At 71.1% G+C, this 15,995-nt stretch carries 16 protein-coding genes; 2 read left to right on the plus strand and 14 right to left on the minus strand.

Features of this window, described 5'->3' with window-relative positions:
• Positions 1 to 984: LysR substrate-binding domain-containing protein (locus tag AB0C29_RS09385; RefSeq protein WP_360817556.1), on the minus strand; the 984-nt coding region annotated here is incomplete at its 3' end.
• 211 nt (positions 985 to 1,195) lie between these two features.
• Between AB0C29_RS09385 and AB0C29_RS09390 the strand changes: the two genes are divergently transcribed.
• Complete coding sequence (locus AB0C29_RS09390; protein WP_360817559.1) at positions 1,196 to 2,116, plus strand: sulfite exporter TauE/SafE family protein; 921 nt, start codon at positions 1,196 to 1,198, stop codon at positions 2,114 to 2,116.
• A gap of 6 nt (positions 2,117 to 2,122) precedes the next feature.
• On the opposite strand, the gene AB0C29_RS09395 is transcribed toward AB0C29_RS09390, so the two are convergent.
• From AB0C29_RS09395 to argH, 5 genes are all read right to left on the minus strand, one after another.
• The gene (locus AB0C29_RS09395) at positions 2,123 to 3,505 is read right to left on the minus strand and encodes a hypothetical protein (RefSeq protein ID WP_360817562.1); all 1,383 of its coding nucleotides are present in this window, start codon (positions 3,503 to 3,505) and stop codon (positions 2,123 to 2,125) included.
• Complete coding sequence (locus tag AB0C29_RS09400; RefSeq protein ID WP_360817565.1) at positions 3,505 to 3,951, minus strand: hypothetical protein; 447 nt, start codon at positions 3,949 to 3,951, stop codon at positions 3,505 to 3,507. Before AB0C29_RS09400 ends, AB0C29_RS09395 begins: the two co-directional genes overlap by 1 nt.
• The gene (locus tag AB0C29_RS09405) at positions 3,948 to 4,934 is read right to left on the minus strand and encodes an AAA family ATPase (RefSeq protein ID WP_360817568.1); all 987 of its coding nucleotides are present in this window, start codon (positions 4,932 to 4,934) and stop codon (positions 3,948 to 3,950) included. The genes AB0C29_RS09400 and AB0C29_RS09405 overlap by 4 nt, the downstream gene beginning before the upstream one ends.
• Before the next feature lie 89 nt (positions 4,935 to 5,023).
• A complete protein-coding gene (locus AB0C29_RS09410; RefSeq protein WP_360817571.1) occupies positions 5,024 to 5,302 on the minus strand; it encodes a hypothetical protein in 279 nt (92 codons plus the stop codon).
• 77 nt (positions 5,303 to 5,379) lie between these two features.
• Positions 5,380 to 6,810 (minus strand): argininosuccinate lyase, encoded by a 1,431-nt coding sequence (gene argH / locus AB0C29_RS09415; RefSeq protein WP_360817574.1) that lies wholly within the window; start codon positions 6,808 to 6,810, stop codon positions 5,380 to 5,382.
• A 50-nt stretch (positions 6,811 to 6,860) separates the two neighbouring features.
• On the opposite strand from argH, the gene dapE reads away from it, so the two are divergent.
• Complete coding sequence (dapE, locus tag AB0C29_RS09420; protein WP_360817577.1) at positions 6,861 to 7,928, plus strand: succinyl-diaminopimelate desuccinylase; 1,068 nt, start codon at positions 6,861 to 6,863, stop codon at positions 7,926 to 7,928.
• A 592-nt stretch (positions 7,929 to 8,520) separates the two neighbouring features.
• Here the strand turns inward: dapE and AB0C29_RS09425 are convergent.
• From AB0C29_RS09425 to AB0C29_RS09460, 8 genes are all read right to left on the minus strand, one after another.
• A complete protein-coding gene (locus tag AB0C29_RS09425; RefSeq protein ID WP_360817580.1) occupies positions 8,521 to 9,765 on the minus strand; it encodes an argininosuccinate synthase domain-containing protein in 1,245 nt (414 codons plus the stop codon).
• A 30-nt stretch (positions 9,766 to 9,795) separates the two neighbouring features.
• Positions 9,796 to 10,674 carry a hypothetical protein gene (locus AB0C29_RS09430; protein ID WP_360817584.1) on the minus strand — a complete coding sequence of 293 codons (879 nt, stop codon included), beginning with the start codon at positions 10,672 to 10,674 and terminating at the stop codon, positions 9,796 to 9,798.
• A complete protein-coding gene (locus AB0C29_RS09435) occupies positions 10,671 to 11,168 on the minus strand; it encodes an arginine repressor (RefSeq protein WP_360817587.1) in 498 nt (165 codons plus the stop codon). Before AB0C29_RS09435 ends, AB0C29_RS09430 begins: the two co-directional genes overlap by 4 nt.
• A complete protein-coding gene (gene argF, locus AB0C29_RS09440) occupies positions 11,165 to 12,091 on the minus strand; it encodes an ornithine carbamoyltransferase (RefSeq protein WP_360817590.1) in 927 nt (308 codons plus the stop codon). The genes AB0C29_RS09435 and argF overlap by 4 nt, the downstream gene beginning before the upstream one ends.
• 85 nt (positions 12,092 to 12,176) lie before the next feature.
• Positions 12,177 to 13,334 (minus strand): acetylornithine transaminase, encoded by a 1,158-nt coding sequence (locus AB0C29_RS09445; RefSeq protein WP_360817593.1) that lies wholly within the window; start codon positions 13,332 to 13,334, stop codon positions 12,177 to 12,179.
• Entirely contained in the window at positions 13,331 to 14,221 is an 891-nt protein-coding gene (gene argB, locus AB0C29_RS09450) for an acetylglutamate kinase (protein WP_360817596.1), read from the minus strand. Before argB ends, AB0C29_RS09445 begins: the two co-directional genes overlap by 4 nt.
• Complete coding sequence (argJ, locus tag AB0C29_RS09455; RefSeq protein ID WP_360556283.1) at positions 14,218 to 15,390, minus strand: bifunctional glutamate N-acetyltransferase/amino-acid acetyltransferase ArgJ; 1,173 nt, start codon at positions 15,388 to 15,390, stop codon at positions 14,218 to 14,220. Before argJ ends, argB begins: the two co-directional genes overlap by 4 nt.
• Positions 15,387 to 15,995 (minus strand): Asd/ArgC dimerization domain-containing protein (locus AB0C29_RS09460; RefSeq protein ID WP_360817599.1); only part of this gene is annotated, 609 nt, incomplete at its 5' end. The genes AB0C29_RS09460 and argJ, both read right to left, overlap by 4 nt.

Consider the following 15,995-nt stretch of genomic DNA (forward strand, 5'->3'; position numbering starts at 1 on the left):
GCCGGCACAGCTGGCTCGGTCCCGGGCGCAGTCGCACCAGCCGAGTTCGGCGGCCAGGCCGCGGGCGGTCACGACGAGCTCGATCGCCCACCGGGACGGGTGGTGGGCGCGCCACAGCATCGACCACGGGTAGCTCGGCACCGACGGGTCGAGCGGGCGCCAGACCAGCTCGGCCGACACGCCCGCCGTCGACTCGGGCGTGCAGAGCACGCAGCGGCCCTGCAACACCAGGTCCACGGCCGCGCGCAGCGTCTGCACGCTGCCCGTGAACAGGGTCGGGAAGAAGCCCGCGGACCGGCACACCTCCGCGACGAAGCCGTTGAACTCGGGCGCCTGGTCCTCGTCGGCGAGCAGCAGCGTCTCGCCGCGCAGGTCGCTGACCGGGACGTGGCTCAGGGCGGCGTACGGGTGCCCGGCCGGGACCAGCACGCCCAGCGGATCAAGCCGGAAGATCTCCGCGGCGATCTCCGGCGCCGCTCCCGGCAGCCGCCCGATGCCCACGTCGAGCCGGCCGTCGGCGAGCAGCCGGCACTGCTCCGGTACGCCCGCGAGCACCTGGTGGATCTCCAGCTCGGGGTGGCGGGCCTGCACCGCGCGCAACACCGGGCGTACGGCGTCGTAGCCCTCGTCGAGCACCCCGACCCGCAGCGTCGGCGCGGCGAGCGCCATGCCCTGGGCCAGTACGGCGGCCCGGTCGACGTGCTCGACGATCTGCCGGGCCTCGATCAGGAAGCGGGCGCCGGCCGGGGTGAGGGCGACGTGCCGGGTGGTCCGGTCGACCAGCAGCACGCCGACCGCGCGTTCGAGGCGTTGCACCTGGGCGCTGAGCGCCGAGGGGACGATGTGCTCGCGGGCGGCGGCCCGGCCGAAGTGCAGTTCCTCGGCCAGGGTGACGAAATAGCGCAGCTGGCGCAGCTCGATGCGGTTGCCGCCGACTGTGTCGGAGACGGCGCGGAGAGCGGTGTGCCGGGGCAGGGTGCTCATGGTGCGACCTCCTCGATGACCCCGCTCATCCCATCGATACGTCCCTCGCAGTGTTATCGCTAACATTCACGTAGTCAAGCCGTAACAGAGTGGCAACATGACCCCCCACAGACCGTTGTTAGCGGTCACATGAGGAACGCCGTCGTTCCAATAGTTGATATAGTCGACCGAGTTAGTAGACAAGGCAGGGATTCTCGCCGAAACTCGACCGATGGATCTCACCCTGGCGCTCGCCGGACTCGGCGTCGGCATCGTGGTCGGACTCACCGGCATGGGCGGCGGCGCCCTGATGACCCCCATCCTGGTCCTGGTCTTCGGCGTCCCGCCGGTCGCCGCGGTCTCCAGCGACCTGGCGGCCAGCGCGGTGATGAAGCCGTTCGGCGGCTGGGTGCACGCCCGCCGCGGCACGGTGAACTGGCGCCTCGTCGCCTGGCTCTGCGCCGGCAGCATCCCCAGCGCCTTCCTCGGCGTCCTGCTGCTGCGCCTGCTCGGCGACGACGAGACCGTCCAGCACACGATCAAGATCGCCCTCGGCGGCGCACTGCTGCTGGCCGCGGGCGGCATGCTGCTCAAGGCCTGGGTGACCCGGCACCAGCGCGGCGACGGCCCGGCCGAGCCGATCACGGTACGCCCGATCCCCACCCTGCTGGTCGGCGTCGGCGGCGGCCTGATCGTGGGCCTGACCTCGGTCGGCTCCGGCTCCCTGATCATCGTGGCCCTGCTGGCGCTGTACCCGAAACTGCGCGCCAACGACCTGGTCGGCACCGACCTGATCCAGGCCATCCCGCTGGTCATCTCGGCGGCGGTGGGCCACGCCCTCTTCGGCGACCTGCACCTGGACATCGCGGGCGCGGTCCTGATCGGCTCGATCCCGGGCGTCCTGCTGGGCGCGCGGATCTCGTCACGGGCGCCGGGCGGCATCGTACGGGCGGCGCTGGTGATCGTGCTGCTGGCGAGCGCGCTGAAGCTGCTGGACGTGCCGACTGCGGCGGTGGGTGTGATCACCGGTACGGCGGTCCTCGTCACGATCGGACTGGCGATCTGGCGGCGGAACCGCCGGCCGGCCGCCACCGCGCCGAGCCAGAGCGGGGCGACGGAGGACGAGCCTCAGGAGAGCGTGAGCGCCCGCTGAGCCGGGTCAGATCGCGTACTTGCGGAGCAGATCGTTGATCATGCTCAGGTGCGCGACCGTGTTGTCCGGGAGCGGATCGGGGTTGAAGTGCATGACCGCGTTGCGGACCGTGCGAATCGCGTTGATCCTGGCCACGAACGTCGCCCGGTCCAGCGGCAGGCCGAGCTTCGCCCACAGGGCCGGATTCTCCAGGATCCGCTGGTAGTCCCCCATGGCCATGTCGTCGTGCGACTTGATCCTGTTGCCGGACGGATCGCAGGCGGCGACCACCTCGGCGAGGGTGATCTTGCGGATGATGATCCGGCGCAGCAGCCGGTCGAGATCGCCGATGAGGATGAACGGGTTCGCCATCTCGCCGTAGCGACCCGCGACGTCCGCGGCCGTGACGATGCCGGCGATCTCGTTCGATTCGTTGCGGACGAACAGGAAGCCGCGGCGACGTAGCTCCTCGAGGACGGTCAGCAGGTCCGACCGGTAGCTGACGTCACGCGCCGGCACGATGGCATCGGCCAGCACGGCGTGTGGATCGTCGAGCAGCGCCTGGGCGATCGACTGCCAGGTCACCGCGCCGCGCAGGTTGTGCCGGCCGGACAGCACCGCGAGCTGGGAATAGTCATTGAGCAGGAGTTTCGTCTTGGCTTCCTCGAGGGTCGCGGTCGGCTTCACCGACTCGGCCCCGGCGAGCGCCGACGCGAGGTTGCCCACCATGAGGCCGATGTAGCGCGACTCGGCCTCGTCCTCGTCGTCCGCCGGCGTGACCGCGGCCTCGACCGCTTCGTCGGTCTCCTGGTCAGCCTCCTGCGCCGCGGTGATGATCGTGACGCGGGTCTCCAGCGTCACGCTGCGGAAGTTCGGCCGAGTGGCGAGGCCGTGGTTGGCCAGGTCCGCCTCGATGCGGACGATCTGGTCACCCCGGTCCCTGGCTCCCCAGAAGGAGAGCAACTCGCGGACCGAGATGCGCTCCGGTGCGTCGCCCTCCGCGCGAACCCGGGCCGTCCGCAGCCACTCGTGCACCTGCGCCGGTGATCCCACCTCGTCGTCGGAGACCTCGGCCTCCTCGACGGTGTCGGCCACGGCCTGGTCGAGCAGGTCCTGGCGCAGCGCGTCCAGGGAGGCGCCGGTCGACTCGAGCACCCAGGCGTGCCAGCCGTCCACCGCTCGCATGTTCGCGGCCACCATGGCGGCGCGCGACGGCGAGCGGTACTCGTCGCCGTCCGCCAAGCGCAGCCGCCCGGACTCCAGGACCTCGGCGACGTAGGTCCGGCCCATCCGCGGCCGGCTGAAGCGGACTCGTTCGCCGGGCTTGAGCAGCCCGGCGGCGATGAGATCGGCCAGGGTCACCCGCCGCCCGTCCAGCAGATGCATGGTGCGGCCCGCCTCATCGGTCATCAGGGCCGCAGACCTTCGTACTTCCGGCGGGCACCGGCTGCTTGATCCACCAACCGGCCTTGGATCTGAGCGACCTTGAGCGAGGACGGCATGTCCAGGTTGAGGTATCTACCCAGAGCAAGCAGGTCATTTTTGATCAACTTCTTACCGTTCAATCGCACAGCCGCCAGGTAGGCCAGGCCGTCATTGGTCGTCTCCTGCTTACGCAGGCCCTCCACGATCTCGGCGTAATCGCCGGTCGTGTCCTGCTGAACCGAGGGTTGCGGGGCCTGTCGGGTCGGGCGGCTGCTCGCGACAGGAGCGGCCGGCGCCGGCTCAGCCGCACCGCCCACCGTGAGCGGGATCCGGCCGTCGGCGATACCCGCGAGCTGGTCCGCCGGCAGGCGAAGCAGGAAACCGGTCACCTGGTGCACGAGCTTGAGCAAGCTGTGCAGGTCAGTGCTCACGATCGGGGCCCTCCGGAAGCGATGGCCGCGACGAACTCCTCCGAGAGCGCCCGCAGTTCGCGGCTCACGGGATCGTTCAGCGGGGCGGTCAGTACGGCGGGCACGCCGTCGCGGCCCGCTTCGGCGAAGTAGGTCGGGCTGTTGCGAATGGTCGCCTCGAAAACCGGCACCTCGCCGACCGCGCGGACCTCGTCGATCTGCATACGCTGGCTGCCGATCGGCTTACCGGCGTAGATCTGCGTCATGGTGAACGCCACACCGGCGATGTGCGGATCGATACGTTCGCCGGCTGCACCGGCGCCCGGCGCATGCCCGACATAGTCGTTGTATTCCTCGACGAGTTTGGCGACGCTGTGCTTGAGATAGCCGATTCCCAGGGTGGACAGATAATCGGCTTTGGCCGGCACCAGCAGATAGTCGCTGGCCACGATGGCGGTCTTGGTCACCAACCCGAAATTCGGCGGGCAGTCGATCAGCACGATGTCGTAGCCGCCGAAGGCCGGGGACCGCAACGCCTCGGCGAGACAGCCGTGCAGGCGCAGAAACTTGCGCTTGTTCTCAGCCAGGGTGACACCGCCACCGAGCCGCGCGGCCATGTGCAGGTCGACGTCGATGAGGGCGAGGTGCGAGGAGATCAGATCGAGCTGGCCGGCGCTGTCCTTGAGCACCTCGTTCACCCGCTCCGGCGTGAGGATCAGCTCGTCGAGCCGGATGCTCTGACCGGGCATGTCCCCGTCGTACCAGCGCTGAATGGTCCGGGTGTCCCGCAGGTCGGCGTTCCACTCCTCGACGGAGAAGAACGAGAACGTGAGGTTGGTCTGCGGATCGAGATCGATCATCAGGACGCGGTAGCCGCCACTGGCTATCTCGGCGGCGAGATTGGCGGTGAGCGTGGTTTTCCCCACGCCACCCTTGTAATTCATCACGGACACCACGTGCACGAGTGACCCCCAGGATCCTGCGCCGGAAATCCAGTCCACCATCGATTTCCGGTGCCGGGCAAACCTGCGGTAGCCGCGCGGAAGAGATTCAGTAGGAGCGATGAACGCCCGCTCCGGCCCGGCGGCTGTCGTTACTCGTAGTCGGAGCGTTGGTCCGCGATGATGCCGATGGTCAGGATGACAGCGGCGATCACCACCGGCCACAGGACCGCGCCGGTGAAGCTGCCGACAGCGCTCTCCGCCCGGGCCCGGCGTTGATGCCACTGACCCAGCAGGATGCAGACAACCAGGCCCGAGGCGACGGCCAGCCAGGCCACGGCGACGTGCCGCACCACGGCGGCGAGGAGCAGCAGCGTCAGCCAGACGACCAGAGATTGCCCGAGGCCGTGAGCCAAACGATCTCTGCGCACCCCGCCCCGGTCGCGGGGAAATTTCCCCCCGGGCGGGGGCGGCCCCTGCGGGGTGCCGCCGCGCTACAGCGGACCGCCTACCGCGGGACCACGCTTTCGATGGACCATTCGCGCCAGCCGTCCAGCTTGTCGGAGGCCGTCTGGAGCTGGTCCGCCACCGGACCCGGGCCCGTAGAGCCCGCCGTCGTCCGGGCCGCCAGGGCCGAGCGGACGCTGAGCACCTCGCGCACCGACGGGTCGAGATGTTCGCTGACCGTCTTCAGGTCCTCGTCCGAGACGTCCTCCAGCTCACATTCGCGGGCCGCGCACAGCGCCACCAGGCGGCCGGTGATCTCGTGGGCGTCGCGGAACGGGACGTGCCGGCGGACCAGCCAGTCCGCCACCTCGGTGGCCAGGGAGAAGCCGATCGGGGCGGCCGCGGCGAGGCGGTCCACCCGTACCGTCATGGTCGAGATCATTCCGGCCAGCGCGGGGAGCAGCAGCTGGAGCGTGTCGATCGCGTCGAAGGCCGGCTCCTTGTCCTCCTGCATGTCGCGGTCGTAGGTCAGCGGCAGGCCCTTGAGCATGGTCAGCACCGCGACCAGGCCGCCGATGAGCCGGCCCGCCTTACCCCGGGCCAGCTCCGCGATGTCCGCGTTCTTCTTCTGCGGCATGATCGACGAGCCGGTGGCGAACGCGTCGTCGAGGATCACCCAGCCGAACTCCTGCGAGGTCCAGAGGACCACCTCCTCGCCGAGGCGGGACAGGTGCACGCCGATCAGGCCGGTGATGAAGAGGAACTCGGCGACGAAGTCGCGGTCCGACACCGCGTCCATCGAGTTCTGCGCCGGGGCCTTGAAGCCCAGCTCCTTGGCCACCGCGCCCGGGTCCAGCGGCAGCGACGAGCCGGCCAGCGCGCCCGAGCCCAGCGGGGAGATCGCCGTCCGGGCGTCCCAGTCGCGCAGCCGGTCCAGGTCGCGCAGCAGCGGCTGGACGTGGGCCAGCAGCCAGTGGCCGAAGCTCACCGGCTGGGCGTGCTGCAGGTGGGTCATGCCCGGCGCCGGCGTGTCGAGGTGCCGGCCGGCCTGCTCCAGCAGCGCGTCGGCCAGCTCGACCACCGCGGCGGCCACCCCGCGGGCGTGGTCGCGCAGGTACATCCGCAGGTCGGTGGCGACCTGGTCGTTGCGGGAACGGCCCGCGCGCAGCTTGCCGCCCAGGGTGCCGAGGCGTTCCAGCAGGCCGCGTTCCAGGGCGGTGTGCACGTCCTCGTCCTCGACGGTCGGGCGGAACTCCCCCGCCGCGCACGCCGACTCCAGATCGTCCAGCGCGGCCAGCATCTGGCCGAGCTCGTCCGCGTCGAGCAGACCCGCGCCGGCCAGGACGCGGGCGTGGGCCCGCGAGGCCGCGATGTCGTACGGGGCCAGGCGCCAGTCGAAATGCACGCTCACGCTCAGCCGGGCCAGGGCCTCCGCCGGTCCGCCGGCGAAACGGCCACCCCACAGCCTGGTCGGACCTTCGGTCTCCGGCACGCGCTCACTCCTTCAATTCGGTTCGGGTGACCCACGATAGGGTCCGTCCCATGACGCTCGACCTGCACGATGATGTTGTCTCATTGACCCGCGCGCTCTGCGACATCCCCTCGGTCAGCGGCGACGAGGGCAATCTCGCCGACGCCGTGGAGGCCTCCCTGCGCAAGCTGGGACACCTCGAGGTGCTGCGCGACGGCGACGCCCTGGTGGCTCGCACGAACCTGGGCCGGGACAAGCGGATCGTGCTCGCCGGGCACCTGGACACCGTACCGATCAAGGACAATCTTCCCACCTGGACCACCGGCGAGGGCGACGCCCAGCTCCTGCACGGGCGCGGCACCTGCGACATGAAGGCCGGCCTGGCCACCCAGCTGCGCATCGCCGCGACCGTCACCGAGCCGCGCCACGACCTCACCTTCGTCTGCTACGACAACGAGGAGGTCGCCTCGGTCAAGAACGGGCTCGGCCGGCTCGTGCGCAACCACCCCGACTGGCTGGCCGGCGACTTCGCCATCCTGGGCGAGCCCTCCAACAGCGGCGTCGAGGGCGGCTGCCAGGGCACCATGCGGGTTCGGATCACGCTGAAGGGCAAGGCCGCGCACACCGCCCGGGCCTGGCGCGGGATCAACGCGATCCACGCCGCCGCCCCCGTGCTGGCCATCCTCAACGCGTACGAGCCGCGGCGCCCGTTCGTCGACGGCCTGCAGTACCACGAGGGCCTCAACGCCGTGAACATCCAGGGCGGCATCGCCGGCAACGTGCTGCCCGACGAGTGCGTCATCGACATCAACCACCGGTTCGCGCCGGACCGCAGCGTCGACGAGGCCTACGCGTACCTGCGGGAGGTCTTCGCCGGCTACGAGCTGGAGATCCGCGACCAGGCCCCGGGCGCGCGCCCGGGCCTCGACCAGCCGGCGGCGGCCGAGTTCCTGGCCGTGGTCGGCAAGGAGCCGGCGCCGAAGTTCGGCTGGACGGACGTGGCCCGCTTCGCCGAACTCGGCATCCCGGCGGTCAACTACGCCCCGGGCGACCCGCTGCTGGCCCACACCGACGAGGAGTACGTCCCCGTCGCGGAGATCCGCGAATGCGAGCGAGTGCTGGCCGCCTGGTTGAGCTGAGAGCCAGAGCATCCTCCCGGTACGGGGATGACGCGTCGACAACCGCAAACACCACTCTCCCGCCCCCACCGGCGACCTGAGCGCCGGGTCACCGCAGTACCGCACCGCCGGGCGAAGACGGTGGCAAGGCTGCGGTCGCACACCCGGCCGGCCGGGCGGAGACGAGCACGGACCGCAACGCCAAACCACCCGAGCAGACAGATCTTGGTAACCGGTGGCCCCTGCCACGGCCGGCCACCACCAAGATCTCCCGGTCAACCCGCACCCCCGTCACGCGTCGTCACACCCGCCGCCGTCCGGTCGCCCGTAGCCCGGGCAACGCACCGTGCGGGCTGGACAAGCCCGGACAAGAACCGCGGCTGTGGCCGACCCACCAGGCCGTTCGGCGACGCCGAGCAACGCCCCTCATGGCCGGGCATCCCACGATCCGGCCACGTGCAGGGCCGGCGCGCGGGAGGTGTGCTCTCCCGGAGCCTGCCCACAGTCCTCGGCCGGCGGTGCGGCACCGCGGTGACCCGCCGGTCAGCTCGCCGGTAGGGCAGGGAGGTGGTGGTTGCGGTTGTCGACGCCTTCTCCCCGTACCAGGGAAATGTCATTTGTCGTGTGCAGCGGCGTTTTTGGCGATTGCGCCCGGAATCGCGTACATGTGGGCGAAGGCGCGGGCCTGCTCGCCGGTCCACAGCGACGAGCCGTAGCCGTAGACGACGCCCTGCCGGGTCGCCGCGTCCAGCAGGCTGTACGGGCTGCGGCTGCCCAGCGGGATCACGTTGCCCTTCTGCAGCCGGATCCGCACCTCGCCGGTGACCCGGGTCTGGCTGGAGTCCAGGAACGCCCGGAAGTCGTCCAGGATCGGGTCGTAGTAGACGGCCTCGTGCAGCAGGTCGCCGTACGTGTTGCCGAGCTGGAGCTTGGTGGCCTGCTGCCGGTTGCTCAGGGTGAGGCGCTCCAGCTCGCGGTGCGCCGCGATCAGGGTGAGCATGCCGGGGGCCTCGAAGCCGACCCGGGCCAGGTTGCCGACCATGGTCGAGCCCATGTGGATGCCCCGTCCGACGCCGTGCTCGGCGGCCAGGGTGTTCAGTGAGCGCAGGATCGCGTAGTTCGGCGCGTCCGGGCCGGTCCCCTCGATCGGGGTGCCGTCCAGGGTCGTCGCCGAGGTCACCTCGCCCTTCTCGAACGCCAGGATCAGCTCGATGCCGTCCGCGGGAGCGTCGTTGATGGACTTCGTGCTCTCCCAGGCCTCCTCGGGCAGGTAGTCCCAGGAGCCGTAGGTCTCCTTGCCGCCGATCGAGGTGCCGATCAGACCCTCGTTGATCGAGTACGTGGTGACCTTGTCGCTGGTCTCGAAACCGTGCTGCCGCAGGAAGTCCCGCTCGAACTCGCGGGTCAGCCGCTCGTCGCGGATCGGGGTGATGATCTCCAGCTGCGGGGCCAGCGCGCGGATCACCGAGTCGTAGCGCACGTGGTCGGCGCCCGCGCCGGTGGAGCCGTGCGCGATCGCGTCGGCGCCGTTGTCCAGCGCGCACTGCACGACCTTCTCCGCCTGGACCAGCCGCTCCGCGCCGACGCAGGACGGGTAGCCGCCGTTGCGCAGGTAGTTCGCCTTGATCGCGTACGTGACCACGCGGGCGTACAGCTCCTCGCGGGCGTCGATGACGAAGTGCCGCGCCGAGCCCAGCTCCTCCGCGCGGGCCCGGACGACGTCACCCTCGCCGCTGTGCAGGCCGCCGGTGTCGACGTTGGCGGTGAGCACCTCCCAGCCCTGCTCGCGCAGGGAGACCAGGGCGTACGAGGTGTCGAGGCCACCGGAGAAGGCGAGGACGATCTTGCGCTTGGACATCAGGATTTCCTTAATCAGGGCACAGGCTTATCAGGACGCGGGGATCTCGAGGATGGGCACGTACGTCCGGCCCTCCTGGACGAGGTGGCCGGGGGCGAGCACGTAGTACGTGCACTCGCGGGCCTCGATGGCCTTCTGCATGGCCCGCTGCCGCTCGTAGTCGAACGGGTCGAGCAGGAACGACGGCTCCGGCTCGGGCCCGGTGACCGGCACGGTGAAGTCGTTCTCGTAGACGAACGAGCCGGGCGAGGTGTGGAACGGCACGGTCGCCACCATGATGCGCAGCCGGCCGAAACGGGTGTGCACCCGCAGGGCGCTGTTGTCGTACTGGGTGACGCCGTCGAGCTTCTGCGCCTGGTACGCCGACAGCGCCAGCGCCTTGAGCGCCTTGCCCAGCCCGACGCTGGTCCACAGTGACCACAGCGACCAGCCGACCCAGGTGCCGGGGGCCGCACTGGGCGCGGCGCAGTAGCCGGCGATCGGGATCGGGCCGTTGTAGTCGCTCTGCTTGGCCTTGTCGAACACCGCCCGCATGTGGCGCTTGGCGTCCGCGTCGAAGGCGCTGGTCTCCAGCACCTCGGTGAACGACGACTGCGGCAGCGCGGCGATGACCGCGGCCGAGGGCATCAGGATCAGGTCGACCATCACCCACTGCGGCATCGGGATGCCCCGGTCGCCGAACGCGATGCCGTTCATCACGTTGAACAGGTTGAGGAAGGCGCCGGTGTCCCAGCCCTTGTCCTCGGTCGTGTCGGTGAAGTCCAGCCAGCTCAGCTTGTGGCCGTACGGGGCCTCGTTGAGGAACGGCCGCAGCGACTCGTTGGACGCCAGGTAGAACTCCAGCCCGTGGTTCAGGAGCTTCTGCATGTTGTCGGCGAAGCCGGGGAAGTGTGCCTCGACGGCGGTCATGGTTGGCTCCCTTCGGGGTCGGCACGGCTCCAGGCCGTGAGCTTCTCGGCGAGCGCGGCGCCCGGCCCGTCGCCGGAGTCGCGGGCCACCACCAGGATGGTGTCGTCGCCGGCGATGGTGCCGACGACGTCGGGCAGGCCCGAGCGGTCCAGGGCGCTGGCCAGGAACTGGGCCGCGCCCGGAGGCACCCGCAGCACCACCAGGTTGCCGCTGACGTCGACCGAGTTGAGCAGTTCGCGCAGCAGCCGGATGAGCCGGGCCGGGGCCTGCTCGACCGGGCGCAGAGCGGGCAGCCCGTCCTCGGGGATGACGTAGACCCCGCCGACCTTGACCGCCCGCAGCTCCTCCAGGTCGCGCGACAGCGTCGCCTGGGTGACCTGGACGCCGTCGACGGCCAGCAGGTCGGCCAGTTCGGTCTGCGACCGCACGGCCTTGTCCCGCACCAGCTCGACGATCCGCGCGTGCCGCGCCGCCCGCGTGCCCGGCCCGGTCATGACTGCTGGTCCAGCAACCAGGTCAGCAGGGCCTTCTGGGCGTGCAGGCGGTTCTCGGCCTGGTCGAAGACCGCGCTCTGGGCGCCGTCCATCACCTCGTCGGTGATCTCCTCGCCGCGGTGCGCCGGCAGGCAGTGCAGCACGATCGCGTCGGGCGCGGCCGCGGCCAGCAGGTCCTTGTTGATCTGGTACGGCCGGAACGGCGTGTGCCGGTCGATCCCGTCGTCCTCCATGCCCATCGACGTCCACGCGTCGGTGGCCAGCACGTGCGCGCCGGTGGCCGCCTCGCGCGGGTCACGCAGCACAGCGACGGAACCACCGGTGCCCGCTGCGATCTCCGCAGCTCGGGCCACCACGGCCGGGTCCGGGTCGAAGCCCTCCGGACCGGCGACCCGTACGTGCAGGCCCGCGGTCGCGCCGGCCAGCAGGTACGAGTGGGCCATGTTGTTGGCGGCGTCGCCCACGTAGGTCAGCGTGCGCCCGGCGGTGGTGCCCAGCCGCTCGCGGATCGTCTGCAGGTCGGCCAGCAGCTGGCAGGGGTGGAAGCCGTCGGTGAGCGCGTTGACCACCGGTACGTGCACGTCGGAGGCCAGCTCGGCCAGCCGCTCGTCGCCGGAGGTCCGGAACACGATCGCGGACACGTACCGGGAGACGACCCGGCCCGCGTCCAGCAGCGACTCACCGCGGCCGAAGTGGGTGGCCTGGGTGTCCACCACGATGGCGTTGCCGCCCAGCTCGGGGATGCCGGTCTCGAACGACAGCCGGGTGCGCAGGCTGACCTTGTCGAAGAACACGGCGACCGACCGGGGGCCCTCCAGCGGCCGGTACGCGAACCGGTCGGCCTTCATCGCGGCGGCCAGGTCGAGCACCGCGCTCTGCTCGGCGGGCGACAGATCGTCGTCCCGCAGGAAGTGGCGGGTCATAGCTGAGCTCCCTTTGTCGTGCCCTTCTGGCCCTCGCGGTCACGGCGGTCGACCAGCGCCGGCAAGCGACGCTCGGTGCAGGCGGTCACGACAGAGCCTCCCCGAGCGCCGCGACGAACGCCTCGGCCTGCTCGGTGGTCAGGATCAGCGGCGGGGCGAGCCGGATCACGTCGGGCTGGATCGGATTCACCAGGAAACCCGCCTCCTGCAAGGACTTCGCCACCGCGGCCGAGACCGGCGCGGTGAGCTCGATGCCGAGCAGCAGCCCGGCGCCCCGGACCCCGGCGATCGCCGGGCTGTGCAGGCCCTCGACGCCGCGCCGGATCAGCTCACCGACCCGCTTGACGTGATCGAGCAGGCCCTCGCCGGCGATGGTCCGGATGACGGCCAGGCCGGCCGCGCAGCTGACCGGGTTCCCGCCGAAGGTGGTGCCGTGCGAGCCGGGACCGAACAGCTCCCCGGCCTTGCCGAAGGCGATGCAGGCGCCCAGCGGCAGGCCGCCGCCGAGCCCCTTGGCCAGCGTCACGACGTCGGGCTCGACGCCCTCGCTCTGGTGGTGGAACCAGTGCCCGGTGCGCCCGATGCCGGTCTGCACCTCGTCGAGCACCAGCAGCGTGCCGGTGGCGGTGCAGATCTCCCGGGCCGCGGCCAGGTAACCGGGCGGCGGCACGACCACGCCCATCTCACCCTGGATCGGTTCGAGGATGAGCATGGCGGTCTGGGTGGTGACGGCCGCGCGCAGGGCTTCGGTATCGCCGTACGGGACGTGGGTGACCTCTCCCGGCAGCGGCCGGAACGGCTCACGCTTGCCGGGCTGACCGGTCAGGGCGAGCGCCCCCATCGTGCGGCCGTGGAAGCCGCCCTCGGTGGCGACCACGTGGGTGCGACCGGTGAGCCGGGACAGCTTGAACGCGGCCTCGTTGGCCTCCGCGCCCGAGTTGCTGAAGATGACCCGGCCCGGGCGCCCGGCCAGGGCCAGCAGCAGCTCGGCCAGGGCCAGCGGCGGCTCGGCGATGTAGAGGTTGGAGACGTGGCCCAGGGTGGCGACCTGCTGGGAGACCGCGGCGACGATGGCCGGGTGGGCGTGGCCCAGGGCGTTCACCGCGATGCCGCCGAGCAGGTCGACGTACTCCTTGCCGTCCTCGCCGACCACGACGGCGCCGGAGCCGCTGATCAGGCCGAGCGACGGCGTGCCGTAGTTGTTCATCATGCTCTGCGACCACCGGTCCGACAATGACGTCATGACGGACTCTCCGGTTGCTTCGCTGCGCTCACGACCATCGTGCCGAATCCTTCCGAGGTGAACACTTCGAGCAGCGTCGAGTGCGGCACGCGGCCGTCGACCACGTGCGCCGCGGGGACGCCGCCCTGCACCGCCCGCAGGCACGCCTCCATCTTCGGCACCATGCCGGACTGGAGGCTGGGCAGCAGCTTCTCCAGGGCGTCGGTGTCGATCTGCGAGGTGAGCGAGGAGGTGTCGGGCCAGTTGGTGTAGAGGCCGGGCACGTCGGTGAGCACGACCAGCTTGCGGGCGCCGAGGGCGACGGCGAGGGCGGCCGCGGCGGTGTCGGCGTTGACGTTGTGCACCAGGCCGTCGGCGTCGGGCGCGACGGTGGCGACGACCGGGATGCGCCCGGCGGCGATCAGGTCGTCCACGGCCGAGGTGTCGACCTGCGCGACGTCACCGACCTGGCCGATGTCGACCGGCTCACCGTCGACCACCGCGGCCCGGCGGACGGCGGTGAACAGCCGGGCGTCCTCACCGGACAGACCGACGGCGAACGGGCCGTGCTCGTTGATCAGGCCGACCAGCTCGCGGCCGACCTGGCCGACCAGCACCATCCGCACGACGTCCATCGCCTCGGGCGTGGTGACCCGCAGGCCGCCGCGGAACTCGCTCTCGATGCCGAGTTTGCCGAGCATCGAGGAGATCTGCGGGCCGCCGCCGTGCACCACGACCGGCTTGATCCCGGCGTACCGCAGGAAGACCATGTCGGCGGCGAAGGCCCGCTGCAGCTCGGGGTCGATCATCGCGTTGCCGCCGTACTTGATGACGACGGTGGTGCCGTGGAAGCGTTCCAGCCAGGGCAGGGCCTCGATCAGGATGGCGGCCTTGTCGGAAGCGTTCACGAGCTGTACGCCGAGTTCTCGTGCACGTACGCGTGCGACAGGTCGGTGGTGCGGATCGTCGCGCTCATCTCACCCTCGTGCAGGTGCACGGTGATGGTCACGTCCCGGCCGCTCAGGTCCACCTTGGACCGGTCCTCGGCGGCGGCCCCGCCCCGGCACACCCACACACCGTTGACGGCGACGTCGATGCGGTCCGGCGCGAACGCCGCGGCCGTGGTGCCGACCGCGGCCAGGATCCGGCCCCAGTTAGGGTCGTTGCCGAACAGCGCGGTCTTGACCAGGTTGTTGCGGGCGACCGTACGCCCGACCTCGACCGCGTCGGCCTCGCTGGCCGCGCCCAGCACCTCGATGGCGATGTGCTTGGTGGCGCCCTCGGCGTCGTCGATCAGCTGACGGGCCAGGTCGTCGCAGACGGCGGTGACCGCGGCGGTCAGCTCCTCCTGCGTCGGCTGGACGTCGGAGGCGCCGCTGGCCAGCAGCAGCACGGTGTCGTTGGTGGACATGCAGCCGTCGGCGTCGATCCGGTCGAAGGTCAGCCGGGTCGCCTCGCGCAGGGCGGTGTCCAGCGCCTCGGAGCCGGCGACCGCGTCGGTGGTGAGCACGACCAGCATGGTGGCCAGGGCGGGGGCGAGCATCCCGGCGCCCTTGGCGATGCCGCCGACCGACCAGCCCTCGCCGTGCGCGACCGCGTTCTTGGCCACGGTGTCGGTGGTCATGATGGCGCTCGCGGCGGCCGGGCCGCCGTCCGGCTTCAGCGCCTTCACCGCGGCGGTCACGCCGGGCAGCAGCTTGTCCATCGGCAGCAGCTCGCCGATCAGGCCGGTCGAGCACACCGCGATGTCCCCGGCGCCGACCAGCAGCGGCTTCGGACCCCCGCGCAGCACGGCGGCGGTGTGCTCGGCGGTGGCGTGGGTGTCCCGGAAGCCCTGGGTGCCGGTGCAGGCGTTGGCGCCGCCGGAGTTGAGCACGACGGCCCGGACGACACCGCCCTTGAGCACCTGCTGGCTCCACATCACGGGTGCGGCCTTGACCCGGTTGGCGGTGAACACACCGGCCACGGTGGCATCGGGCCCGTCGTTGACGACGACCGCCACGTCGGGACCGCCGCCGGTCTTCAGCCCCGCGGCGACACCGCTGGCCCGGAACCCCTTGGGGGTGGTGATCGTCACGGAGCGACTCCGAATACCGTCAGGCCCGCGGTCTCCGGCAGGCCGAGCATGAGGTTGGCGCACTGCACGGCCTGGCCCGCGGCGCCCTTGCCGAGATTGTCCAGAGCACTGACGACGACGATCCGGCCGGAGTCGACGTCGAGAGTGGCCTGCAGGTGACAGGAGTTGGATCCGGCCGTGGCCGCGGTGTGCGGCCAGGTGCCGGCGGGCAGGACGTGCACGAACGGCTCGTCGGCGTACGCGGCCTGGAGCACGGCCCGCGGGTCGGCGTCGCCGAGCGGCCTGGCCGTGACCGTGGCGAGAATGCCGCGCGGCATCGGCGCGAGCACCGGGGTCATCGACAGCGAGGTGGCGCCGGTGGCCTGCTTGATCTCGGGGACGTGCTGGTGCGCGCCGACCTTGTAGGGCGACAGGTCACCCATCACCTCGCTGGCCAGCAGGTTGACCTTGGCCGACCGGCCGGCCCCGGACGTGCCGGAGGAGGCGACCACCACGACGTCGGCGGGATCGGCGGCCCCGGCGGCGATCAGCGGGGCCAGCGCGAGGGCGATGGTGGCCGCGTAGCAGCCGGTGTTGGCCACCCGGTCGCTGGCGGCGATGGCGGC

Source organism: Actinoplanes sp. NPDC048791 (genome assembly GCF_040650095.1).
Classification (GTDB): domain Bacteria; phylum Actinomycetota; class Actinomycetes; order Mycobacteriales; family Micromonosporaceae; genus Actinoplanes.